The organism is Allobosea sp. BE125 (genome assembly GCF_031456075.1).
GTDB lineage: Bacteria > Pseudomonadota > Alphaproteobacteria > Rhizobiales > Beijerinckiaceae > Allobosea.
This window is the reverse complement of the sequence record NZ_JAVDTY010000002.1, coordinates 132774-157515: the sequence shown is the minus strand read 5'-3', so window position 1 is coordinate 157515 and position 24742 is coordinate 132774. Positions and strand designations below refer to the sequence as shown.

At 64.4% G+C, this 24742-nt stretch carries 23 protein-coding genes; 21 read left to right on the top strand and 2 right to left on the bottom strand.

The features are described 5' to 3' along the window. The first annotated feature begins 108 nt into the window (after positions 1-108). Genes proS through J2Y55_RS06015 form a run of 3 tightly spaced genes read left to right on the top strand, consistent with a single transcriptional unit; the run spans position 109 to position 3495 of the window. The gene (gene proS, locus J2Y55_RS06025) at positions 109-1440 is read left to right on the top strand and encodes a proline--tRNA ligase (RefSeq protein ID WP_310149188.1); all 1332 of its coding nucleotides are present in this window, start codon (positions 109-111) and stop codon (positions 1438-1440) included. A 34-nt stretch (positions 1441-1474) separates the two neighbouring features. After that, a complete protein-coding gene (locus tag J2Y55_RS06020; protein WP_310150632.1) occupies positions 1475-2788 on the top strand; it encodes a lipoprotein-releasing ABC transporter permease subunit in 1314 nt (437 codons plus the stop codon). Between the two features lie 20 nt (positions 2789-2808). Beyond that, a complete protein-coding gene (locus J2Y55_RS06015; RefSeq protein ID WP_310149185.1) occupies positions 2809-3495 on the top strand; it encodes an ABC transporter ATP-binding protein in 687 nt (228 codons plus the stop codon). 7 nt (positions 3496-3502) lie between these two features. Here J2Y55_RS06015 and J2Y55_RS06010 read toward each other — a convergent pair whose 3' ends face one another. Then, positions 3503-3850, bottom strand: a complete 348-nt coding sequence (locus J2Y55_RS06010) for a hypothetical protein (RefSeq protein ID WP_310149182.1) — start codon at positions 3848-3850, stop codon at positions 3503-3505. 515 nt (positions 3851-4365) lie between these two features. Here J2Y55_RS06010 and dnaE point away from each other — a divergent pair. The 10 genes from dnaE to pyrH all read left to right on the top strand — a co-directional run bounded on the left by dnaE (position 4366) and on the right by pyrH (position 14965). Further along, entirely contained in the window at positions 4366-7839 is a 3474-nt protein-coding gene (gene dnaE, locus J2Y55_RS06005) for a DNA polymerase III subunit alpha (RefSeq protein ID WP_310149179.1), read from the top strand. 182 nt (positions 7840-8021) lie between these two features. Beyond that, complete coding sequence (locus J2Y55_RS06000) at positions 8022-8744, top strand: FkbM family methyltransferase (RefSeq protein ID WP_310149174.1); 723 nt, start codon at positions 8022-8024, stop codon at positions 8742-8744. 73 nt (positions 8745-8817) lie between these two features. Continuing rightward, a complete protein-coding gene (gene pncA / locus J2Y55_RS05995; RefSeq protein ID WP_404978827.1) occupies positions 8818-9552 on the top strand; it encodes a bifunctional nicotinamidase/pyrazinamidase in 735 nt (244 codons plus the stop codon). Positions 9553-9561: 9 nt separating this feature from the next. Further along, the gene (locus tag J2Y55_RS05990) at positions 9562-10254 is read left to right on the top strand and encodes a helix-turn-helix transcriptional regulator (RefSeq protein WP_310149171.1); all 693 of its coding nucleotides are present in this window, start codon (positions 9562-9564) and stop codon (positions 10252-10254) included. Positions 10255-10323: 69 nt separating this feature from the next. Next, positions 10324-10695: a VOC family protein gene (locus tag J2Y55_RS05985; RefSeq protein WP_310149168.1), complete on the top strand. Its 372-nt coding sequence runs from the start codon at positions 10324-10326 to the stop codon at positions 10693-10695. A 10-nt stretch (positions 10696-10705) separates the two neighbouring features. Then, positions 10706-11146: an EVE domain-containing protein gene (locus tag J2Y55_RS05980; protein WP_310149165.1), complete on the top strand. Its 441-nt coding sequence runs from the start codon at positions 10706-10708 to the stop codon at positions 11144-11146. Between the two features lie 133 nt (positions 11147-11279). Then, entirely contained in the window at positions 11280-11690 is a 411-nt protein-coding gene (locus J2Y55_RS05975) for a pore-forming ESAT-6 family protein (protein WP_310149163.1), read from the top strand. Positions 11691-11942: 252 nt separating this feature from the next. Continuing rightward, entirely contained in the window at positions 11943-12947 is a 1005-nt protein-coding gene (locus J2Y55_RS05970; RefSeq protein ID WP_310149160.1) for a 30S ribosomal protein S2, read from the top strand. Between the two features lie 178 nt (positions 12948-13125). Next, on the top strand, positions 13126-14049 hold the full coding sequence (tsf, locus tag J2Y55_RS05965) for a translation elongation factor Ts (protein ID WP_310149157.1): 924 nt from the start codon (positions 13126-13128) through the stop codon (positions 14047-14049). Between the two features lie 208 nt (positions 14050-14257). Next, complete coding sequence (gene pyrH, locus J2Y55_RS05960) at positions 14258-14965, top strand: UMP kinase (RefSeq protein ID WP_069691669.1); 708 nt, start codon at positions 14258-14260, stop codon at positions 14963-14965. Positions 14966-15103: 138 nt separating this feature from the next. Here pyrH and J2Y55_RS05955 read toward each other — a convergent pair whose 3' ends face one another. After that, positions 15104-15751, bottom strand: coding sequence for a VOC family protein (locus tag J2Y55_RS05955; RefSeq protein ID WP_310149151.1), 648 nt, complete (start codon positions 15749-15751; stop codon positions 15104-15106). On the opposite strand from J2Y55_RS05955, the gene frr reads away from it, so the two are divergent. From frr to fabZ, 8 genes are all read left to right on the top strand, one after another. Then, a complete protein-coding gene (gene frr, locus J2Y55_RS05950) occupies positions 15708-16271 on the top strand; it encodes a ribosome recycling factor (RefSeq protein ID WP_092165774.1) in 564 nt (187 codons plus the stop codon). The genes J2Y55_RS05955 and frr overlap by 44 nt on opposite strands. Before the next feature lie 94 nt (positions 16272-16365). After that, positions 16366-17127: an isoprenyl transferase gene (locus tag J2Y55_RS05945; protein WP_310149146.1), complete on the top strand. Its 762-nt coding sequence runs from the start codon at positions 16366-16368 to the stop codon at positions 17125-17127. After that, positions 17124-17948 (top strand): phosphatidate cytidylyltransferase, encoded by an 825-nt coding sequence (locus J2Y55_RS05940; protein WP_310149142.1) that lies wholly within the window; start codon positions 17124-17126, stop codon positions 17946-17948. Before J2Y55_RS05945 ends, J2Y55_RS05940 begins: the two co-directional genes overlap by 4 nt. Positions 17949-17961: 13 nt before the next feature. Next, positions 17962-19116, top strand: coding sequence for a 1-deoxy-D-xylulose-5-phosphate reductoisomerase (gene dxr / locus J2Y55_RS05935; protein WP_310149139.1), 1155 nt, complete (start codon positions 17962-17964; stop codon positions 19114-19116). Positions 19117-19163: 47 nt separating this feature from the next. Then, a complete protein-coding gene (rseP, locus tag J2Y55_RS05930; RefSeq protein WP_310149136.1) occupies positions 19164-20312 on the top strand; it encodes an RIP metalloprotease RseP in 1149 nt (382 codons plus the stop codon). A gap of 226 nt (positions 20313-20538) precedes the next feature. Beyond that, positions 20539-23055: an outer membrane protein assembly factor BamA gene (gene bamA, locus J2Y55_RS05925; protein WP_310149133.1), complete on the top strand. Its 2517-nt coding sequence runs from the start codon at positions 20539-20541 to the stop codon at positions 23053-23055. A gap of 37 nt (positions 23056-23092) precedes the next feature. Next, on the top strand, positions 23093-24154 hold the full coding sequence (gene lpxD, locus J2Y55_RS05920; RefSeq protein WP_310149131.1) for a UDP-3-O-(3-hydroxymyristoyl)glucosamine N-acyltransferase: 1062 nt from the start codon (positions 23093-23095) through the stop codon (positions 24152-24154). 124 nt (positions 24155-24278) lie between these two features. Continuing rightward, on the top strand, positions 24279-24737 hold the full coding sequence (gene fabZ / locus J2Y55_RS05915) for a 3-hydroxyacyl-ACP dehydratase FabZ (RefSeq protein WP_310149128.1): 459 nt from the start codon (positions 24279-24281) through the stop codon (positions 24735-24737). Positions 24738-24742: the final 5 nt, after the last annotated feature.

The following is a 24742-nucleotide window of genomic DNA, read 5'->3' as shown; positions in this document are numbered from 1 at the left end:
AGTGACGCGAATTGGATTTGCATTTGCATTTTGCGAACGGCGATGGTGTCTCTGGCACCACTGACTCGCATCGTTTCGGTGCGAGTCCACCGTTCCACGAGTTCCTCCATGCGCCTCTCCCGCTACTTTCTGCCCCTGCTGCGCGATACGCCCAAAGAAGCCGAGATCGTCTCGCATCGCCTGATGCTGCGCGCGGGGATGATCCGCCAGCAGTCCGCCGGCATCTATTCCTGGCTGCCGCTGGGCCTGCGCGTCCTCGACAAGATCAGCCGCATTGTCCGCGAGGAGCAGAACCGCTCGGGCGCCATCGAGATCCTGATGCCGACAATCCAGTCGGCCGATCTCTGGCGCGAGAGCGGCCGCTACGACGCCTATGGCAAGGAGATGCTGCGCATCAAGGACCGGCACGACCGCGACATGCTGTACGGCCCGACCAATGAGGAGATGGTCACCGAGATCGTTCGCTCCTACGTCAAGTCGTACAAGGACTTGCCGCTCAATCTCTACCACATCCAATGGAAATTCCGCGACGAGGTCCGCCCCCGTTTCGGCGTGATGCGCGGGCGCGAGTTCCTGATGAAGGACGCCTATTCGTTCGACATCGACCAGGCCAGCGCGCGCCACGCCTATAACCGCATGTTCACGGCCTATCTGCGCACCTTCGCGCGTCTCGGCCTGAAGGCGATTCCGATGAAGGCCGACACCGGCCCGATCGGCGGCGACCTCAGCCATGAGTTCATCGTGCTCGCCTCGACCGGCGAGAGCGAGGTCTTCTGCCACAGCGACTACCTGAATTTCGAGACCCCGGCGGCCGACACCGATTTCGACAGCGTCCCCGGCCTGCAGGGCGTTTTCGACAAGTGGACGAGCCTCTACGCCGCGACAGAGGAAATGCACGACAAGGCAGCCTTCGAGGCGGTTCCGGAAGAGAAGCGCGTTTCGGCGCGCGGCATCGAAGTCGGTCACATCTTCTATTTCGGCACGAAGTATTCCGAGCCGATGGGCGCAACCGTGGCCGGCCCGGACGGGGTACCCGTGCCTGTCCATGGCGGCTCGTACGGTATCGGTCCGAGCCGGCTCGTTGCCGCGCTGATCGAGGCCGGCCATGACGATGGCGGCATCATCTGGCCCGATGAGATCGCGCCCTTCGACATTGCCGTGCTGAACCTCAAGGTCGGCGACGCTGCGACCGACGGTGCCTGCGAGCAGCTCTACAAGGCTCTGCTCGCCAAGGGCTATGACGCGCTCTATGACGACACCGACACGCGTCCGGGCGGCAAATTTGCCACCGCCGACCTGATCGGTGTGCCCTGGCAGATCATCGTCGGCCCCAAGGGGCTGACTGAGGGCAAGGTTGAGATCAAGCGTCGCGCCGGCGGCGAGCGCGAACTCGTCTCGCTCGAGGCCGCGCTCGACCGCTTCAAGGGCAAGACCGCGTGAACCCGCGCAACCGGCAGGGCAGGGGTCAATGAATATGGCGACGCAGGCGATGCCGGCCGAGACGGCCGATGCGGGCGCGCAGATTCAGCCCACCGGAACCCGCCCCTTCGCTGGCTTCGAATGGCTGCTGGCCGGACGCTATCTGCGCACGCGCCGGCGCGAGGGCTTCGTTTCGGTTATCGCCGGCTTTTCTTTCCTCGGCATCCTGCTCGGCGTCGCGACGCTGATCATCGTGATGTCGGTGATGAACGGCTTCCGCAAGGAGCTGCTGGAGAAGATCGTTGGCGTGAACGGCCACATCTTCGCAACCCCGATCGACCGCCCACTTGACGACTACATGGCGGTGGCGGAGCGGCTTCGGAAGGTGCCGGGCATCAAGCTCGCCATTCCGCTGGTCGAAGGGCAGGCGCTGGCATCGTCGCAATACGCCAATGGCGGCGTGCTGGTGCGTGGCATCAGCGAGGCCGACCTCAAATCGATCCCCTTTGTCGGCGGAAACATCAGGCGCGGCACGCTCGATGGCTTCGACACGGCCGGCGGCGTCGCCATCGGCAAGCGCCTGGCGGATTCCCTGTCGCTGCAACCGGGTGATTCGATCACCATCGTGACGCCGCGCGGGGCCTCCACGCCCTTTGGTACGGCGCCGCGCATCAAGGCCTATCCGGTGCAGGCCGTGTTCGAGATCGGGATGACCGAGTTCGACAGCTCCTTCGTCTTCATGCCGCTGACGGAGGCGCAGGCCTATTTCAACCGCGACGGCGACGTGAACGTCATCGAGATCTTCGTCGACAATCCCGACAAGACCCAGGCCGTGCGCGACGCCATCGAGGCCGATGCGCCGCGCCCGCTCGTGCTGTCCGATTGGCGCCAGCGCAACCGGACCTTCTTCAGCGCGCTCGAAGTCGAGCGCAACGTCATGTTCATCATCCTGGCCCTGATCGTGCTCGTCGCGGCGCTCAACATCGTCTCGGGCCTGATCATGCTGGTGAAAGACAAGACATCGGACATCGCGATCATGCGGACGATGGGGGCGACGCGCGGCACGGTCTTGCGCGTCTTCCTGATCACGGGCGCGGCGATCGGCGTCTTCGGAACGCTGGCGGGCCTCGGGCTCGGGATCGTCTTCGCCAGGAACATCAAGTCGATCACCGCGGCGCTGAACTGGCTCACCGGCGCCAATCTCTGGGATCCGACCGTGCGTTTCCTCAGCGACATTCCCTCGGTCATCGACTGGAGCGAGGTCACGAGCGTGGTGGTGATGGCGCTTGTCCTGTCGCTGCTGGCGACGCTCTATCCGGCCTGGAAGGCGGCGCGTCTCGACCCCGTCCAAGCGCTCAGGATGGGTTGAAGGCGGGAACTGGTCGCATCATGCAACGCGAAACACCTGCACTCTTCCTCTCTCAGGTCGAGCGCTTCTACCCCCAGACCGACGCTCCGCTCGAAATCCTGCGCAAGGCGGATTTCGCGCTGTGGCCGGGCGAGCTCGTCGCGCTCGTCGCGCCCAGCGGCACGGGCAAGTCGACCTTGCTCCATGTCGCCGGCCTGCTCGAAAAGCCGGATGCCGGCGAGGTCTTCGTCGGCGGCATGGCGACCGCCAAGCTCGACGACAAGGGCCGCACCCGGCTGCGGCGCACCGAGATCGGCTTCGTCTACCAGTTCCACCATCTGCTGCCGGAATTCAGCGCGCTGGAGAACGTCGTCCTGCCCCAGCGCATCCGCGGCCTGCCGAAGCAGTTGGCGGAGGAGCGGGCCGCCGAACTCCTGACCTTCCTCGGCCTGGGCGCGCGCCTCGACCATCTGCCGGGCGAACTCTCCGGTGGCGAGCAGCAACGCGTCGCGATCGGCCGCGCCATGGCCAATACACCGCGCCTGCTGCTGGCCGATGAGCCGACCGGCAATCTCGACCCGCATACCTCGCTGCATGTCTTCAGTACGCTTGTGGCCCTGGCGCGTGCTTCGGGGCTGGCGGCGCTGATCGCGACCCATAATCTCGACCTTGCTAGCCGCATGGACCGGCAGGTCACGATCCGCGACGGGCTGGTCGTGCCGCTCTGACGGCAAGTCAGTCGGGCGCGATCGAGAGCGCAACGCGGCTCGCGATCACCTGGTGATGTTCGACATGACTGGGACGATCCAAGAGGAATCGCTCATCCTCGGGATAGTAGCGGGCGAGATCAGGCTCCTTGCCGGCGAAGTCCCGGATGGCATCCATCGATTCCCACCAGCTGAGCGTCGCAATCTGGCTTGTTCCGTCGCCCAGCGGGCGTATCAGAATTTGAAATCCCAGATTTCCGGATGTTCCTGCGCAGTCGCTTGCCCCGGTGCGAGCGACATAGGCGCCGTACTCGTCTTGCTCGCCCGTTCGGATGCGGCCTGTCCATTTGCGAAGAATTACCTTGCTTGCCGTCATGGGACGCTCCTCAAGCGACCAAAGCGCGTGATCTCCCGCATCATAGCTGCATAGTTGACGCAGCCATGTGAAGCTTCACGTGAACATAGCAGCTGGGGCGATCGGCGGGGCATGACCCGAAATGGGGCGCCGCACCGCTCTGGGGACCTGTCGATGCTCGCTTAACGTCCTGTTAACTGCCATTCATATGCGCAGAGTGGAACTGACCTATCGGCATTGACGAGAACAAAACATGAATTAAATTGGACGTATAGAGAACAAGGGAGATGGACATGATCGCTGCGCGCAAACTCGTCGTTGGCTTGGCCGAAATCCTGTCGCTAGGCCTGTTTCTCGGCATGATCTGGATCTGGGCGGCGTTGATGGCGGGACCGCGCGTCTGACCTATCGACAGCGCGGCATGTCTATCCACAGCGTGGCATGCCGCCGCCTCGACGCCTGCTCCGCAACCGCTTCATATGACGCTGGCGCGACGCCGCGAGTCGTGCGCTGAGTAGCGGGCAGGCGAGGGTGGAATGAGTCGAGAATCCGGCGAGGCGCGCATTCTGTCGGAGGTCGGCTTCGTCCATCTTCATGTCCATTCGAGCTATTCGCTGCTCGAAGGCGCGATGACCGTCTCCACCATCGCCAAGATGGCTGCCGGGGACGGGCAGCCGGCGCTGGCGCTGACCGACACCAACAACCTGTTCGGCGCGCTCGAATTCTCGGAGAAGCTGGCGGCCTCCGGCCTGCAGCCGATCGTAGGCGTGCAGCTCTCGGTCGATTTCGCGGATGAAGCCGAGGGCGGCCGCAAGCCCGTGCAGCAGGACACGCCGCACATCGTCCTGCTCGCCATGACGGAAGGTGGTTACGGCAACCTGATGAAGCTCGTCTCCGAGGCCTGCCTGGCGGCTGGCGGCTCGGGGCAGCCGATCTCGTCGCCGGAGCGCCTGGCGGCGCATCATGACGGGCTGATCGCCCTGACCGGCGGTTATGGCGGTCCGCTCGACATGGCGCTGCGAGCCGGGCAGGCGCCGCAGGCAAGAACGCGGCTCGACCAACTCGCCTCCATCTTCGGTGACCGGCTCTATGTCGAGATCCAGCGCCATGAGCGCGAGGGGCAGGCCGTGGTCGAGGCGCATCTGCTGCGGCTCGCTTATGATGCCGACCTGCCGATCGTCGCCACCAACGAGCCTTTCTTCGCAAAGCCCGGCGATTTCGACGCCCATGACGCGCTGCTGGCGGTTGCCGCGGGGCGTCTGGTTTCCGACGGCGAGCGCCGCCGCGTCACGCCGCTGCATCAATTCGCCAGCCGCGCCGAGATGAAGCGGCGCTTTGCCGACCTGCCGGAGGCCTTGAGCACGACCGTCGAGATCGCGATGCGCTGCTCCTGGCGCGTCGGCCTGCGCAAGCCGATCCTGCCGCGCTTCGGCGCGGAAGGACGCGACGAGGCGGAGGAGCTGGACGCACAGGCGCGCGCCGGCCTTGCCGCGCGGCTCGCCAAGCACGGCCCGGCTTCGGGCTATGCGGTCGAGGACTATGAGAAGCGGCTCGATTTCGAGCTCTCCATCATCACCCGGATGAAGTTCCCGGGTTACTTCCTGATCGTTGCCGACTTCATCAAATGGGCCAAGGATCACGGCATTCCGGTCGGGCCCGGCCGTGGCTCGGGCGCGGGCTCGCTCGTCGCCTATGCGCTGACCATCACGGACGTCGATCCGTTGCGCTTCGGCTTGCTGTTCGAGCGCTTCCTCAACCCCGACCGCGTCTCGATGCCGGACTTCGACATCGACTTCTGCCAGAACCGGCGAGAAGAGGTGATCGACTACGTCAAACGCCATTATGGCGAGGAGCGCGTCGCCCAGATCATCACCTTCGGTACGCTGCTGGCACGCGGCGTGCTGCGCGATGTCGGTCGCGTTCTGGAAATGCCTTACGGCCAGGTCGACAAGCTGACCAAGCTCGTGCCGCAGAATCCGGCGAAGCCGATTTCGCTGGTCGATGCGATAGCAGGCGAGCCCAAGCTGCAGGAGGCGGCGGCGGAGGAGCCGATCGTCGCGCGCCTGCTCGAGATCGGCCAGAAGCTCGAAGGGCTGCACCGCCACGCCTCGACCCATGCGGCGGGCGTCGTCATCGGCGACCGCCCGCTCGAACAGCTCGTTGCGCTCTCGGTTGATCCGCGCACCGGCATGCGCGTCACCCAGTTCAACATGAAATGGGTCGAGCAGGCCGGGCTGGTGAAATTCGACTTCCTCGGCCTCAAGACGCTGACCACCCTTGAGACGGCGGTGAAGCTCATCGCCCAGCGCGGCATCGCGGTCGACCTCGCAAGCCTGCCTTTCGACGATCCCAAGAGCTACGAGATGCTGGCGCGCGGCGAGGTGGTCGGCGTGTTCCAGGTGGAAAGCGCCGGCATGCGTCGGGCGCTCGTCGACATGAAAGCCGACCGGATCGAGGATCTGATCGCGCTGGTCGCGCTCTATCGGCCAGGGCCGATGGACAACATTCCGAGCTATTGCCGCCGCAAGCTCGGTCAGGAAAGCCCGACCTATCTGCACCCGAAGATGGAGCCGATCCTTGCCGAAACGCACGGCATCATCGTCTATCAGGAGCAGGTGATGCAGGTGGCCCAGGCGCTCTCGGGCTATTCGCTCGGCGAGGCCGACCTGCTGCGCCGCGCCATGGGCAAGAAGATCAAGGCCGAGATGGACGCCCAGCGCGACCGTTTCGTGCGCGGCGCCGTCGAAGGCGGCATGACCAAGGATATCGCTTCCGAGATCTTCGATCTTCTGGCGAAATTCGCCGATTACGGCTTCAACAAGAGCCATGCGGCCGCTTATGCCGTGGTGGCTTTCCAGACCGCCTATCTCAAGGCGAATTATCCGGTCGAATTCCTTGCCGCCTCGATGACGCTCGATATGGGCAACACCGACAAGATCAACGAATTCCGCCGCGATGCCGAGCGCCTCGAGATCAAGGTTTTGCCGCCTGCGATCAACCGCTCCGGCGTCGAGTTCGATGTCGCCGATGGCGCGATCCATTATGCGCTCGGCGCGATCAAGGGCGTCGGGCGGCTTGCGGTCGAATCCGTCGTTGTCGCGCGCCGCGCCGGTGGCGATTTCAAGGATCTTGCCGACTTCGCCCGGCGGATCGACACCAAGCTGGTCAACCGCCGCACCATCGAGGCGCTGATTGCGGCAGGCGCGCTTGATGCGCTGGAGCCGGAGCGCGCCCGGGCGATGGCGGCGATCGACGGCATGCTGGCACTCTCCAACCGCACGCGCGACGAGGCGGCGGCAGGGCAATCCGATTTCTTCGGCGGCGGCATGGTCCAGGAGGCTTTCCGCATCCCGCCCGTCGAGCCCTGGTCGCCGGCCGAACGGCTCAGGCGCGAGCATGACGCGGTCGGCTTCTTCCTGTCGGGCCATCCGCTCGACGATTATGAGCACGTGCTCAAGCGCCTGCGCGTGCAGCGCTATGCCGATTTCGCCCAGACCGTGCGCGCCAACGGCACTTCGGTCGCCAAGGTCGCCGTTTCCGTCATCGACAAATCGGAGCGGCGGACGAAATCCGGTTCGAAGATGGGCATCGTCAACCTCTCCGATCCGAGCGGCCAGTTTGAAGCGATCCTGTTCTCGGAGGGGCTTCAGCGCTACCGGGACCTGCTGGAGCCGGGCAGGGCGCTGGTCCTGCGCCTTTCTGCCGTGCTCGACGGCGAGGAGGTGCGGCCCCGCATCGAGGATGTCGAGGTGCTGGACGATCTCGCCGCGCGTCAGAAGCAGGATCTGCTGGTCTATCTGCGTGACGATAAGGCGCTGGCCTCGATCGCCGAGCGTGTCCGTCCGCGCAGCGACGGCATCAGGGCCGAGGGCAAGATCGCGCTGGTGATGATCCTGAACGACGGCGCGCAGGAGGTCGAGATCGAGTTGCCGGGGCGCTATCCGGTCAACCAGCAGATCGCCAATGCGGTGCGCGCCGCGCCCGGCGTGGTCAGCGTCGAGTTGCGCTGAAGAGGCGCGAAAGCCGCTTGGGATCGGGCGGGTTTTCGCCCGCTCGACCGACTGGCATCTTACCGGCCTTGTGCTGACCCGAGAGCAATGCTTTCAAATGCAGCGGGAAAGCGTTTTCATCCGGGTGCGAAGCCGTTTCTCACCAGAGGAGTGGAGCGGACCCGAATGCCGGGGGGCCTGTCTTGAAGCATTATATCGCGCGCATTCCGATGAGCCTTGCGGTGCCCGAAGCGATGCACTGGGCCATCAAGGACGTGCTCGAGGGCGAGTACGAGGCGGGCTATGACGGCGTCGGCCTCGATATCCTCGATATCGGTGCGAATGTCGGTTCTTTTGCGCTCTGGGCGACGGCGCGCTGGCCGGGCAGCGTGGTGACCTCCTACGAACCGCATCCCGGCACCTTCGAGTTCCTGAAACGCAATACGCATCAGCGCCGCGATATCGTAATCGTCAACGCGGCCCTGTTTCCGGGCGGAGAGAAGACTGCGAGCTTCGTGAGCCGCTTCGCCGGGGACGGTGAATCCGGATTGGCATCCTATGCCGGCGATACCTTCGTGGCGGGCGCCATGGTCGAGCGCTACGAGGTCGCCGTCGTGGATCCCGCCAGCCTGCCATCACCGGACATCGTCAAAATCGATATCGAGGGCGGCGAGGGCGATGTGTTGGATCATATCGACCTCTCAAAGACTTCGCTGGTGTTGCTGGAGTACCAGAATCGCAAGAACCGGATCCAGCTGGAAGCCCGCCTGAAAGCGGATTTCGACCTGATCGACACCCATGAGCACTCGTGGGATCCGCTGCTCGAACAGCGCTGCTACCGGCCCGATCTGGCGGGCGACGTTTATGGGCGCATGTTTGCCGCCCGCAAGGGCATGACACGGATGAGGCGCACGACTGAGGGATGAGCGACAGGGCGCCGCGTCGCTGCGAGCGCTCTGGCCTGATAGCGGGATTGGACAAGGACGGGGGAACGTTTCCATGCTGAATTCTATCACCGTGGATCGCCGCAGCCTGATCGCGGGCGCGACGGTGCTGACCATCGCCGCCGCGGTCCGGCCGCTATCCGCACAAGCGCAGGAGAAACCGATGATCGACGCCCGCACCGCGCTTATCGTCGTCGATGTGCAGAATGATTTCTGCCCGGGCGGCAATCTCGCCGTGACAGGGGGTGATGAGGTCGTCGCGGTGATCAATGGGCTGGGCAAGCGTTTCGAGAGCATCGTCCTGACGCAGGATTGGCATCCCGCCGGCCATTCCTCCTTCGCCTCGAGCCATCCCGGCAAGAAGCCGTTCGAACTGATCCAGATGCCCTATGGACCCCAGGTGCTGTGGCCGGACCATTGCATTCAGGGCAGCAAGGGCGCCGAATTCCGGGCCGATCTCGATCTGCCCCGCGCCCAGACCATCGTCCGGAAAGGCTACCGGCCGGAGATCGACAGCTATTCGGGCTTCGTCGAGGCCGACCGGAAGACGCCGACGGGCCTGGGCGGCTACCTCAAGGAGCGCGGCGTCACGCGCGCCGTCGTCGTCGGCCTCGCTACGGATTTCTGCGTAAGCTGGACGGCTCAGGACGCTGCCAAAGCGGGGCTGGAGACGCAGGTCGTCGAAGAGGCCTGCCGCGCGATCGATCTCAACGGCTCGCTGGCCAAGGCCTGGGCGGATATGGCGGCGTTGGGGATCAAGCGGATCAAGGCGACGGATTTGCCGGGCTGAAAGCTTCAGATGTCACGCTCGCAGCGCCTGCTCGATCTGGTTCAGGTGCTGCGCCGGCATCGCAGGCCGGTCAGCGGCCGCAGGCTCGCCGAACAGACCGGCATCAGCATCCGCACGCTCTATCGCGATATCGCGACCCTGCAGGGGCAGGGCGCGCCGATCGAGGGTGAGCCCGGCCTCGGCTATGTGTTGCATCCGGGCTTCATGCTGCCGCCGCTGATGTTCACGGAAGACGAGATCGAGGCGCTGGTATTGGGTTCGCGCTGGGTCGCGGACCGTGCCGATGAGCGCCTGGGCGCTGCTGCGCGCGACGCCATGGCCAAGATTGCGGCTGTTCTGCCGGCTGATCTGCGTGAGCGCGCCGAGGCTTCGGCGCTGCTCGTCGGGCCCGGCGCGGCGATCAGCGAAGGCCGCATCGATCTCGGCCTCATCCGCAAGGCTATTCGCTCCGAGCGCAAGCTCGCCATCCTCTATCGCAATGGCAAGGAGGCGCGCTCGGAACGGGTGATCTGGCCTTTCGCGCTGAGCTTCTTCGATCATGTCCGGATCGTCGTCGCCTGGTGCGAATTGCGGCAGGGCTTCCGGCATTTCCGCGCCGACCGCATTGCTGAATTGACCGCGCTGGAGACGCGCTATCCACGCCGCAGGCTGGCGCTCCTCAAGGAATGGCGCGAGAGCGAGGGCATCCCTCCGCCGGAATAACGGACACTGCCGGAAACTGGCAGCATCGACATCTAGTGTGACGAGGCCTTCCAAGAACAGGAGCCTCCGATGCTGGATGCCAATTTCATCATTCTCTATGTCGACAGCCCGCTCGCGAGCGCCCGCTTCTATGCCGACCTGCTCGGCCGCGAGCCGCTCGATTCGTCTGCGACCTTCGCGATGTTCGCCTTGCCGTCGGGCATCATGATGGGACTGTGGTCGCGCCACACTGTCGAACCTGCGGCGGGGGCGGCTGGCGGCGGGGCGGAAATCGCCATGACGGTCACTGATGCCGCGGCTGTGGACGCCACCCACGCCGACTGGGCGGCGCGGGGGCTTGCCATTCTGCAGGCGCCAACGGATCTCGATTTCGGCCGCACCTTCGTGGCGCTCGATCTCGACGGCCATCGCCTGCGGGTCTTCGCGCCCGGACAGGCGTGAGGAGGTCTCGATGAATGGGCACTGGATTGCGGTGGCTGCCGCCGAGCATGTCAGGCGCGGCCTGTCCGGCGGATTCATGCAGGTTTGCCACGGCAAGGGCGCACCGTTGCGGCGCATCAAGCCGGGTGACCACGTCGTCTATTATTCGCCGACCGCCAGATTCGGCGGCTTCGACCGGCTGCAGGCGTTCACGGCGATCGGGGCGGTGCGGGAGAGGGAGCCATACCGAGCCGATATGGGCAATGGCTTCCAACCTTTCCGACGCGATGTCGATTGGCTGGAAGCGCGGGAGGCGCCGATCAGGCCGCTGCTCGACCGATTGCATCTGACCGCAGGGCAGCGAAACTGGGGTTATCAGCTCCGTTTCGGGCTCCTCGATATCGAGGCGCATGATTTCGAAATCATCGCCTCGGCGATGTCGGCTCATGTGGTCGATGCAGATTCGCTGTAATGCTGTTCCCTCGCAGAGCTCTCAGTATTGCTGGCTAAGCATCGTTCTGTTGCATCGCGCGGCGCGCGAGGCTAATCAGGCAACGGGTGGGGGAGGTAAAGCATGAAGATCATGCTTAGAATTATAACCAAGGATGGCCGAGATGACCTCTCCTAAGAATTTTATTTATATCGCTGCCGCGAGTGCTTTCCTGGCCTCTGGAGCATCGGTGCTGGCCCAGGCCCCGACCCAGGCCGACCAGCTCAAACTCGCCTATCAGGCCGGACGAAACCAGCTCGGCATTCTAAGCTATTGCAACGACAAGGGCTTCATCGGCACCGACGTCATCGACATCCAGAAGAAGTTGCTCGGCATGGTGCCGGTTCCCGCCGACAAGAGCGGCGGCGATTCGGCTGAAGCCCAGGGCCGCACCGGCACCATCGCGGCGATGGGCATCCAACAGAATATCGAGACGATCGCCAAGGCGCAGAACGCCACCGCTGAAACCTACTGCAAGCAGATCGGCGCCGTGGTCACGCAGATGGGCGCGGCCCTGCCGAAATAAGGCTTGATCGCCTTCGGTCGAACACGACGACCCCGGCCCCGCGCAACGAGCTAGCGTCGCGGGCTGGGGCATTCATGCGGTTTGTGATCCCGCCAGCCGGCGAACACCTTGCAATCCCGCGTCATCCCCTGTATGGCGCAGCCCATCCCACATGGGGAGCATCGCTTCATACTCGAAGCGTTCCGGTGACTTGGCAGCTTATGCCTTGTTCATTCGCACCCCAGAGGCTCAACCGGAAGGACGTTTGATACCATGGCTCTGCCAGATTTCTCTATGCGCCAGTTGCTCGAGGCCGGCGCGCATTTCGGCCACCAGTCGCATCGCTGGAACCCGAAAATGTCGCCCTACATCTTCGGCACGCGCAACAACATTCACATCCTCGATCTCTCGCAGTCGGTGCCGATGCTGTCGCGCGCCCTGCAGGCGGTCTCGGACACAGTCGCCCGCGGCGGCCGCGTTCTCTTCGTCGGCACCAAGCGCCAGGCGCAGGATTCGATCGCCGACGCTGCCAAGCGCTCGGCTCAGTATTATGTCAATTCGCGTTGGCTCGGCGGCATGCTGACCAACTGGAAGACCATTTCGGCTTCGATCCAGCGCCTGCGCAAGGTCGATGAGCTCCTCAATGGCGGCGGCACCGGCCTGACCAAGAAAGAGCGCCTGATGTTGGCGCGCGAGCGCGACAAGCTCGAGCGCGCGCTCGGCGGCATCAAGGACATGGGCGGCACGCCCGACATGATCTTCGTGATCGACACCAACAAGGAAGCGCTCGCGATCAAGGAGGCCCAGCGCCTTGGCATTCCGGTCGCCGCCATCATCGACTCGAACAGCGATCCGGACGGCATCACCTTCCCGGTTCCGGCCAATGACGATGCCGGCCGCGCCATCGCGCTCTATTGCGATCTGGTTGCGCGTTCGGCCATCGACGGCATCTCGCGCGCTTCGGGCGACCATGGCATCGATCTCGGCGCTGCCGAGGCTCCGATCGTCGAAGAGGTCGTCGCCGAGCCCGCCAACGACGCCGGCCCGACCTTTGAGCTGCTGACCGCGCCGCGCGGCGCGCCGGACGACCTGATGAAGCTTTCCGGCATGGGCCCCGAGCTCGTCCAGAAGCTCAATGATGGCGGTCTGTTCCATTTCTGGCAGTTCGCTGCGATGTCGCCTGCCGATGTGACCAAGGTCGATCACGACCTGAAGCTCGCCGGTCGCATCGAGCGTGACGGCTGGGTCGCCCAGGCGCGCGATCTCGCCGACGCGTGATCTTAATTCCGCGACGCGTCATCGGCGCGTCGCGAAAGCGCATTCTTCAATGATGCGAGACGAGCGCCGGCGGCCGGAAACGGAGCGTCGGCGTTCTTCCTTCAAGTGATGTTTCGAGACGAATTGCGCGGTTGCCCCCGGTGAGGGCGCAGTCCGCATGACAATAAGGACAAGGCAAATGGCAGCGATCACCGCCGGCATGGTGAAGGAACTCCGCGACAAGACCGGCGCGGGCATGATGGACTGTAAGACCGCGCTCAGCGCCGTCGACGGCGACATCGAGGCCGCGATCGACTGGCTGCGCACCAAGGGCCTCGCCAAGGCCGCCAAGAAGGCCGGCCGCGTCGCTGCCGAAGGTCTCGTCGCTGTTGCGATCGTCGGCCATAGCGGCGTCGTCATCGAGCTGAACTCGGAGACGGATTTCGTCGCGCGCAACCTCGAATTCCAGGCGCTGGCTCATGGCATTGCCAATGTCGCGCTTGAGCGCGGCGGCGACGTCGATGCTGTGCTCGCCCATCATTATCCCGGCGGCGGCACGGTTTCCGAGGCGGTCGCCAACGCCATCGCCACCATCGGCGAGAACATGACGCTGCGCCGGGTCGCGTCGCTGAAGGTCTCGACCGGCCTGATCGGCTCCTACGTCCATGGCGCGGTCGCCGACGGGCTCGGCAAGATCGGCGTCATCGTCGCGCTGGAATCGACCGGCAACGCCGATGAGCTCGCCGTGCTCGGCCGTCAGCTCGCCATGCATGTCGCGGCGACCAACCCGGTCGCGCTCGATCTGGCTTCGGTCGATCCCGAGGTGCTGGCTCGCGAGAAGGCGATCCTGGCCGAAAAGAACGCCGGCAAGCCCGCCAATGTGCTCGAGAAGATCACCGAGAGCGGGCTGAAGAGCTACGCCAAGGAATACTGCCTGCTCGAGCAGGCCTATATCCATGATGGCTCGAAGTCGGTCGGTCAGGTGCTCAAGGAGATCGAGGGCAAGGTCGGGGCTCCGGTGAAGCTCACCGGCTTCGCTCGTTTCGCGCTCGGCGAAGGCATCGAGAAGGAAGAGCAGGATTTTGCGGCGGAAGTCGCAGCCGCCGGCGGCACGACGGGCTGAAATGCCGGTTGACGATTGAGAAAAAGGCCGCGCCCAGCGCGGCCTTTTTTGTAAGAAGATGGCTGCGGATACGAATCGAGTTCGCGCTAGAGCATCGGCCCGAAAAGCGGGAACCGGCTTTCGGGACAAGCCGATGCAAGATCAGAGCCCTACAGCATCAGACCGCATACGATATTCGGTCTGATGCTGTAGCCAGGGAGACGAATCCGTGAGACCTAAACGCGTCCTTGTGAAGCTCTCCGGCGAAGCCCTTGCGGGACAAGCGGGATCTGGCCTCGACGGCCACACGCTGACGGCGCTGGCGGCTGACATTGCACATGCCGCACGCGAAGGCGTCGAGATCGCCATCGTGGTCGGCGGCGGCAATTTCTTTCGCGGCCTACAGGGCCTGAACAAGGGCCTGGATCGGCCGAGCGCCGATTCCATCGGCATGCTCGGCACGGTGATGAACGCGCTGGCCCTCGAACATGCGATCGAGACTGCCGGTGCCCCGGCGCGCGCGATGTCGGCCGTTCCGATGCCCTCGCTTTGCGAGAGCTATGCTCGCCGCCGCGCCCTCGACCACCTCAGCAACGGCAAGGTGGTGATTCTGGGCGGTGGCACCGGCAACCCCTATTTCACCACCGATACGGGCGCCGCGTTGCGCGCCGCCGAGCTCGATTGCAGCCACCTGCTCAAGGCGACGCAGGTCGACGGTGTCTACACTGCCGATCCCAAGATCGATCCGAAGGCGACACGTTACGACACGCTGACCCATGCCGAGGCGATCAAGCGCGACCTCAAGGTGATGGATACTGCGGCCTTTGCGCTGGCGCGCGATGCCGGCCTCACCATCGTCGTGTTCTCGATCGCCGAGACCGGCGCGCTCGCAGCCGTGCTGCGCGGCGAGGGCAGGGCGACTTACGTCACTCCCTGAGGCTGGGAGTCGGGCTGCCTGCTCAGGCCTGTGGGGTTAGAGTATTTCCACGTTTCTCCGAATCGCGGAAATGCTCTACCTCCTTGTTTTAACGCATTTTCTTAACGCGAACCGGTGTCCACTTCGCTCGAAAATGCTCTAGTAGGTGGTCCAGACGCCCGGACTCATCAGTTCGAGCAAGTGTCCATCCGGGTCGCGCAGATAGAGGCTCTCTCCGCCGCGCTCCCAGGTCCTGCGGCCCTCTATCGCGACGCCATGCTGATTCAATCTGGTCTCCCAGACGGGCAATTCTTCGGCGTCGACGGCGAAGCAGATATGCAGCGGTCCCGATCCGTCATGCGGGGGGATGATTCCGTTGGGTGATGTCTGGCTGCCAAGTGATTCTCCACGCTGGAACAACAGCAACACGCTCGACCCGCCGATGTCGTAAGCGTACAACGTCTTGGTGCGTAGCATCGCCTCGACTTCAAGAACGTTCTCGTAGAACGCTGCGGCGCGCTCGAGATCATCGACATAAAGTGCGGTCTCGATAATGCGATTCAAGCGTGGCATGGCTGACTCCGGTGTCAGGACTCGTTTTGGGGGGCTCGCCATGGCGGAACCGAATGAACGGGCGGTCAACCCCGCCGCGTCCAGATGTCCCGTTCTGGAACTGCGGCGGCGCATGAAATCCTTGACCCTGCGCGGACCCGCCGCCATGGTCGCGCCCGGTTTCGTATAAGCTCTCAAGGTCTTGAAGATAATGGCCCAGACGACATTCGATCTCGCGGACGTGAAGCGCCGCATGCAGAGTTCGCTCCAGTCCTTCAAGGGCGATCTCGCCTCGCTGCGCAGTGGTCGCGCCTCCGCCAACATGCTCGACCCGATCCAGGTCGAGGCTTATGGCGCCCGCACGCCGCTCAGCCAGCTTGCGACCGTCAGCGTGCCGGAAGCCCGCTTGCTCAGCGTTCAGGTCTGGGATCGCAGCATGACCGCGGCCGTTGAAAAGGCGATTCGTGAATCCGATCTCGGCCTCAACCCGCAGACGGAAGGCCAGGTGCTGCGCATCCGTATTCCGGAGCTGAATGAGCAGCGCCGCAAGGAGATGGTCAAGGTCGCCCATAAATATGCCGAGGATGCCAAGATCGCAGTGCGCCATGTCCGCCGCGACGGCATCGACCTGATCAAGAAGCTGGAAAAGGACGGCCATCTCACCAAGGATGACGTGGTTCGGCAATCCGATCAGGTCCAGAAGGTCACCGACCAGCACATCGCCGAGATCGACCAGGCGCTGGCGGCGAAGGAAAAAGAGATTCTGCACGTCTGAGACACGGGTTTCCGAGACGAGGACTGAGATCAAGCCTGCGCGGGAATGCCCCGCGCGACGCTCATCACGGCGCTAGGCCGAACGAGGCATTGGAATGTCAGCAGGCCAGCGTCAGGGGCAGCAGCCCGCAGGCCCCAGCCATGTCGCCATCATCATGGATGGCAATGGGCGTTGGGCGCAGATGCGCGGGCTGCCGCGTCAGGAAGGTCATCGGCGCGGCCTCGAGGCCCTGCGCCGCACGGTCAAGAACGCGGGTGAACTCGGCATCGCGGTGCTGACGCTCTACAGCTTCTCGACCGAGAACTGGCGTCGGCCCCAGGCCGAGGTCTCCTTCCTGATGGGGCTGCTGAAGCGTTTCGTCGAAAAGGATCTCGCCGAGCTCGACGCCTCCGGCGTGAAGGTCCGCATCATCGGCGGCCGCGAGGATCTTGCTCCGGATCTGCGTCGTCTGGTCGAGCATGCCGAGGCCATGACCTGCAACAATACCGGCATGACGCTCGCCATCGCTTTCAACTACGGCTCGCGCGACGAGATTGTCCGCACGGCCCGCGCGCTGGCTACCGAAGTCGCTGCTGGCCGCATTGCGGCAAGCGCGATCGACGAGGCCCTGTTCTCAAGCCGCCTCGACACGAGCGATCTGCCCGATCCGGAACTGGTGATCCGCACCTCCGGCGAGACGCGCATCTCGAATTTCCTGCTCTGGCAGGCAGCTTATGCCGAGTTCGTCTTCTCGCCGGTGCTCTGGCCGGATTTCGATCGCACCGCTCTGGAAGATGCGCTCGCCGAGTATCGTCGTCGCGAGCGCCGCTTCGGTGGGGTGTCCGAGCCTGCAGACCGCAATGTGGGGGCAGCGTGAATGAGCCCCGCTCCGACGCCGCGCCGGTCGCCTCCAGCGAACTGAAGCTGCGGGTTGCGTCGGCTCTTGTCCTGGCGGCGGGCATTCTTGCTGCGACGTTTTGGGGCGGCTGGCCGTTCCGATTGGTCTGGACGCTCGTGGCCGGCCTGGTCGCTTATGAGTGGCTCTCGATCGTCAGTCGCCAGAACGCGGTCGCGGCAGGTATCGGAGTCGTGCTTGCGGGGCTGCTGCTCGGGTTTTCGCCGGCAAGCCAGCCGGCGCTGGCGGGCGTTGCGGCTGCGTTGGCCCTGTGTGGAGCGGTGCTGACGCCATTCACCCAGAATCGCCTGGCGCTCGAAATCTGCGGTGTCGCCTATGCGCTGGCCTTCGCGCTCATCACGCCGGCCTTGCGCGCAGTTCCCGATCTTGGCCTGGCTCTGATCGTCTGGAGCTTCGCAGCGGTCTGGTTCACCGACATCGCGGCTTATTTCACCGGCCGCGCGTTGGGCGGCCCCAAATTGATGCCGCGTTTCAGCCCGAAGAAGACCTGGTCCGGCGCGATCGGCGGCACGCTGGCGGGCACGCTCGGAGGCTATGCGGTCTGGGCGCTGACGCCTCAAGCGGCGATGGTCGTTGGGCCAGGCCTCGCGATTGCTGCGTCGTTTGCGGCCTCCGTCCTCAGCCAGGCTGGCGATCTCTTCGAATCCGCCATCAAGCGGCGCTTCGGAGCGAAGGATTCGAGCCGGTTGATTCCCGGCCATGGCGGTTTCCTGGATCGTCTGGACGGCTATTGGGCCGTGCTGATCTTCGCTGGCCTGCTGCTCTTCCTGACGCGTCTTTGACGTAGAGAACCCGATGCTTCGAACCGTCACCCTGCTCGGCGCCACGGGCTCGATCGGCCGCTCGACCCGCGAGGTCGTCGCCGAGAATCCTGATCGTCTCGCGATTTCGACCGTTGTCGGCGGCAAGGATGCGGCGGCGCTCGCCAAGGTCGCCATCGAGACCGGGGCGCGTTTCGCGGCGCTGGCTGACGAGCGTGGTGCAGCGGCGCTGGCGGACGCCCTGTCGGGCAGCGGCATCGCCCATGGCGCGGGGCGCTCGGCTGTATTCGATGCCGTGGCGATGCCGAGCGATATCGTCGTCAGCGCGATTTCCGGAGCGGCAGGGCTGGAGGCGACCTTTGCGGCGCTGACGCCAGGCAGGGTCGTGGCGCTTGCCAACAAGGAAAGCCTCGTTTGCGCCGGCGCTGCCGTCATGGCGCGCGCGCAAGCGGTTGGCGTGCGGATCCTGCCGCTCGATTCCGAACATAACGCATTGTTCCAAGTCCTTGGCGCTGAGCCGATCTCGGCCATCCGCACCATGACGCTGACGGCTTCGGGCGGACCCTTCCGCACCTGGAGCGTCGAGGAAATCGCCGCGGCGCGGCCGGAACAGGCGCTGGCTCATCCCAACTATGCGATGGGCGCCAAGATCACGATCGATTCCGCCAGCATGATGAACAAGGGGCTGGAGCTGATCGAGGCCTGCTTCCTGTTCGGATTGCGCCATGACCAGCTCGAGGTGCTGGTGCATCCGCAGCAGATCGTCCACGGGCTGGTGACCTTCCGCGACGGCTCGGTCAGCGCTGGCATGGCCGTGCCCGATATGCGCGTCGCCGCTGCCCATTGCCTGGGTGTGGACGGTCGGCTCGACGCACCGCCGGCGCGTTTCCTGGACCTTGCGCTGACAGCGCCGCTCGCCTTCGAACGCCCCGATCTCGTGCGCTTCCCGGCGCTCGGTCTTGCCATGGCGGCGTTGGCGCAAGGCGGCGCCATGCCCGCGATCCTCAACGCAGCCAATGAGATAGCCGTCGCGGCTTATCTTGCCGGCGCGATCAGCTTTCCTGGCATCGCCGCATTGGTGGAGGCAGTCTGCAGCCAACCGGCGCCGCAGATGGCGGCTCCGGCAGACGTTCCGGCGGCCCTCGCGATTGACCAAGATGCGAGAAAGCGCGCGCGGGCGCTCTTGTAGTAGGCCTCTTTCGCTGTCACCTAAGGGCGACAGATCGGGAGTTTTTGATGGAATTCGTAGCGACAACCTGGAATGCGGGCAGCTCTGTGCTGGGCTATATCGTGCCGTTTCTGTTCGTCCTCGCCATCGTCGTCTTCATCCATGAGCTTGGGCATTTTCTCGTCGGCCGCTGGTGCGGCGTCGATGTGAAAGTGTTCTCGATCGGCTTCGGCCGCGAGATCTACGGCTTCAACGACAAGCACGGCACGCGCTGGCGCATCGCCCTGATCCCGCTCGGCGGCTATGTGAAATTCTCCGGCGACGCCGATGCGTCGAGCGCGCCTGACAACGCCGAAGTCGCGCAGATGACGCCCCAGGAGCGGGCGCGCTCGTTCCCGGCGCAGTCGATCGGCGAGCGGGCTGCCATCGTTGCGGCCGGGCCGATCGCCAATTTCCTGCTCGCGATTGTCATCTTCGCCACCACCGTGTTCCTGCTCGGCAAGCAGGTGCTGATCCCCAGAGTCGATCAGGTCAGGGCCGGCAGCGCTGCCGAACGAGCCGGCTTGCAGGCCGGTGATCTCGTCGTGGCGATCGACGGCCGGCCGATCGGCAGCTTCAGTGACATGCAGCGCGTCATCTCGGTACGGCCCAATGAGGTGGTCTCGGTCACCGTCGAGCGCGCCGGCACCAAGCTGACGATCCCGGTGACGCCTGCCCTGATCGAGACGACGTCTCCGCTTGGCAAACAGCGGATCGGAGTTATCGGCGTCGAAGCGTCGCGCAAGGCGGAGGACTGGAGGGTCCAGCATTTCGGACCACTCGAAGCGTTGCGCAATGGCGTCTCCGAGACCTGGTTCGTGGTCGAGCAGACCTATGGTTACATCGGCAAACTGGTCAGCGGGCGCGAATCGACTGACCAACTGTCGGGGCCGATCCGGATCGCTCAGGTCTCCGGTCTGGTGGCGTCGAATGGCGGGTTTCTGGGTCTGATCAACCTGGTGGCGATCCTGTCCGTCTCGATTGGCCTGATGAACCTGCTGCCGGTCCCGATGCTCGATGGCGGGCATCTGATGTTTTACGCGATAGAAGCACTTCGCGGCCGGCCGCTCAGTGAACGTGCTCAGGAAATCGGCGCCCGCGTCGGGCTCAGTCTCGTCCTGTTACTGATGCTGTTCGTAACCTGGAATGACATCCTCCACGTCCGTTCGCTGCTCTGAGCGGATTTTTCACGTCCTGACCGCGTCGCTTTGCGGCGGAATCACGGCAGGACGCGTGGCCTCCTGGCAACGAGGCGCTTAAAAATATTTTGTTAACGACAATGGCGGTTTGCGTCCTGCAGGAAACTTTGTAGAAGCGTTTGGACTGCAATGTCGCCATGCCACTGCCCCTAGGCGGTGGTCCCCCTTTGGGGTGGCGACCCGAGAAAATGGAATAGGCGACCCGATGACGTCGACCCAAAAGAGCCTGTCTTTCAAGCTGCGGCTCTCTCGATCAGTCGGACTTTCGGCCTTCATGTTGGCCGTAAGCGGTGGCGTAGTGTTCGCGCAGGCCGTGATTGTCCAGGGCAACAGAAGCGTCGACGCGGAGACGATCCGCTCCTACGCGGCCGGGCAGGGCTCGACTGCCCCTCAGGATATCCGCCAGAATCTGATGGCTACCGGCCTGTTCTCCAGCGTGCAGGTCAGCCGCCGCGGATCGCAGACCGTGATCGCGGTCAGAGAGAACGACACGATCAATCGCGTCGCCTTCGAGGGTAATCGCCGGCTGAAGAGCGATGTGCTGCTCCAGCAGGTCCAGTCGAAGGCGCAGGGCCCGATGAGCCAGGCGCTGATCGATGCCGACGTCCAGCGGCTCAAGGACGCCTATCGCCGCGCCGGTTACGGTCTGGCCTCGGTGAGCGGCCGTATCGCTCCGCTGCCGAACGGGCGCTCCGATGTGGTCTTCACCATCGTCGAGAGCGGCAAGACCGGCATCAAGTCGATCAACTTCAGCGGCAACGGCGTTTACTCGTCGGGTCGTCTGCGCGGTCTGATGACCTCGACCGAGTCGAACTTCCTCAGCTTCATCAAGACCTCGGACGTTTACGAGGCCGATCGGATCTCCTCCGATCTCGAGCTTATCCGCCGTTTTTATCTGAAGAACGGCTATGCCGACTTCCAGATCGTCTCGAACAATGCCCGCTTCGATGAGGCACAGGGCGGCTGGGTCGTCGACATTGCGGTCGATGAAGGCCCGCAATACCGCGTCGGCAATGTCGCGGTCGATTCCAAGCTGCCCGATATCGATCCCAATGCGCTGCAGCGCGTCGTCGCGACATCCGCCGGCGATACCTACAACGCCGAGGCGGTCGAGAAGTCGCTGGTGGCACTGACGACGGAAGTCTCGCGCCGTGGCTATGCCTTCGCGCAGGTTCGTCCGCGCGGCGACCGCGATTCTGCCGGGCGCCAGATCGGCATCACCTATGTCATCGATGAAGGCCCGCGGGTCTATGTCGAGCGCATCAATGTACGTGGCAACACCCGTACGCGTGATTACGTCGTGCGGCGTGAGCTCGATCTTGGTGAAGGCGATGCCTACAACAAGGTCCTGGTCGATCGGGCCGAGCGACGCCTGAACAATCTCGGCTTCTTCAGCAAGGTGCGTGTCACCAACGAGCCGGGTTCGACGCCTGACCGCGTCATCGTCAATATCGACGTCGAGGACAAGGCGACGGGCTCGTTCTCGATCGCCGGCGGTTACTCGACCTCGGACGGCGTCATCGGCGAAGTCTCGCTGTCGGAGTCGAACTTCCTCGGCCGCGGCCAGTTCGTCCGGATCGCCGGCACGCTCGGACAGCGTACGCAGGGCGTCGACTTCTCCTTCACGGAGCCGTATTTCCTCGGCCGCCGGATCGGGGCGGGCTTCGATCTGTTCTCGAAATACAACGACAACTACAACACTGGCCGCTTCGAAAGCCGCGTGAATGGCGGGCAGGTGCGCCTGACCTTCCCGATCACGGAAGAGTTTTCGATCACGCCGCGCTATTCGCTCTACACGACCGAGATCAAGATCCCGAACACGGAAAGTCGTCCCTATAACGACTGCGCCGTGCCGCTGGCCGGCATTACTCCGGGAACGGCCGGGGCGATCGGGAAAGATGCTGTCTATAACTGCGTGAGCAACGGCGAGGCGACAGTCGCGGTCAAGGAGGCGGTCGGCACGACGCTGACCTCGCTGGTTGGCCTGAACTTCAACTACAACTCGCTCGACAACTACCAGAACCCGCGCAACGGCTTCCTGGCCGAGATCAAGCCGGAATTCGCTGGTGTCGGCGGCGATTCGAAGTTCCTGCGCGTTGCGGCGGATGCCCGCTACTACCGCGAGATCTTCGACGATGTCGTCGGTTTCGCGCGTGTGCAGGGCGGCCATGTCCAGGCGACCAGCGGCGATCTGCGCATGATCGACCACTACTTCCTTGGACCGACGCTGGTTCGCGGTTTTGCGCCTTCCGGTATCGGTCCGCGCGACGTGCTGAACGATCCGACGGCCAATGCTCTCGGCGGCACCACCTATTTCGGCGGTTCGCTCGAAGTTCAGTTCCCGATCTTCGGCTTGCCGCGGGATCTGGGCCTGCGCGGCGCGGTCTTCGCCGATGCCGGCACGCTGTTCGACTATGAGGGCGGCTCGAAGACGATCACCACAGCCCAGACCTGCCCCGCTGGCGCGGAAGCGCGTCAGTTCAAAGTCGCAACGACGGGGGGACTGTTCGGTCAGTCGAACGTGGCCTGCGTGCGCGACAAGAACGTGATCCGCTCCTCCGTCGGCGTCAGCCTGCTCTGGCAATCGCCGCTCGGCCCGATCCGCTTCGACTATGCCTATGCATTGTCGAAGGATGACGGCCAGCGCGATCCCGCGACCGGCATCAAGTATGGCGGCGACCGGCTGCAGGCCTTCCGCTTCTCCGGCGGCACGCGCTTCTGACGCGACGGGGCAGGTTGCCCCGTCCCGGATCTTCTCGATGTCAGACCCTCAGTTCTTTCCTTTGGCGACCTCGCTCAGCTTCGGCGAGGTCGCAGCCATTTCGGGCGCCGCTTTGCCGGAAGGCGCCGATCCGGCTCGCATGATCACGGGCGCGGCAGCGCTCGAGGCCGCCGGCCCGTCCGACCTCGCCTATATGGACAACCCGAAATATACCGACGCCCTGGCGGCGACGGGCGCGGGCCTGTGCCTGGTGTCGTCGCGCTTCGCCATGCGGGTGCCGACTGGCACCACCGCGCTGGTTTCCAACACCCCCTATCATGCCTTTGCCCGGGTGCTTGCCCGCTTCTTCCCGACGGCGTTGAAGCCAGGCTCGATGTTCGGCTCGCAAGGCGTGGCGCCTGGCGCCTTCGTGCATGCGACGGCCGTTCTGGAGGCCGGTGTCACGGTCGATCCCGGCGCGGTCATCGGTCCCGGCGCCGAGATCGGGGCAGGCACCGTAGTCGGCTCCCATGCCGTCATCGGACCGCAGGTCCGCATCGGGCGCGACTGCGCGATCGGTTCCGGCAGCACGCTGCAATCGACCCTCATCGGCAACCGCGTCATCATTCACCCGGGCGTGCGCATCGGCCAGGACGGTTTCGGTTTCGCGATGAGCCCGAAAGGGCACATGAAGGTGCCGCAGATCGGCCGCGTCATCATCCAGGACGATGTCGAGATCGGCGCGAACACCTGTATCGACCGCGGCGCGAGCCGCGACACGGTGATCGGCGAGGGCACCAAGATCGATAACCTGGTCCAGATCGGCCATAACGTCGTCATCGGTCGCCACTGCGTCATCGTTTCCCAGGTCGGCATCGCCGGCTCGTCGACGCTGGAGGATTTCGTCGTCCTTGGCGGTCAGGTCGGCCTCGCCGGTCATCTGACGATCGGCATGGGCGCGCAGGTCGCAGCCCAAAGCGGCGTCGCGGGCGATGTGCCGCGCGGTGCGCGCTATGGTGGCTATCCCGCCCAGCCGGCGCTGAGCTGGGCGCGCGAGAGCGCCTTGCTGAAGTCGCTGGTCGCCAAGCGTGGCAAGACCTCGGATCGCTCGGACGTTTGACAAGATCCATCGCTGTCGGCCATGGCATGACAGGCAAGGATTGCATCACCTCGATCGCTCCGGCTCTAGAACGAATGGAAAATGCGGTGCCCAGCGCGGGGCCCGGATGGATAATGGGGACACCATGAACGACGCGACGAAAACCCTGGGTGTGGCGGACATCCAGAGGATCATGGCCTGCATTCCCCATCGCTACCCGTTCCTGCTGGTCGACCGCGTCGTTGACATCGACGGCGAGGATTCCGGCATCGGCATCAAGAACGTGACGATGAACGAGCCTCAGTTCACCGGGCATTTCCCCGGCCGCCCGGTTTTCCCCGGCGTGCTGATGATCGAGGCGATGGCGCAGACCGCCGGCGTCCTTGTCGTCAATGCCAGGGGCAGCGACGATCCGGCCGTCAGCACCGTGCTCTTCACCACGATCGACAAGGCGAAGTTCCGCAAGCCGGTCATTCCAGGCGATACGCTGCGCTTCCACCTGACGAAGGTGACTCGCAAGCGCAATCTCTACTTCTATCGCGGCGAGGCCCGGGTCGATGGGGTCCTGGTCGCCGAGGCCGATCTTTCGGCCATGGTCGTTTGACGATC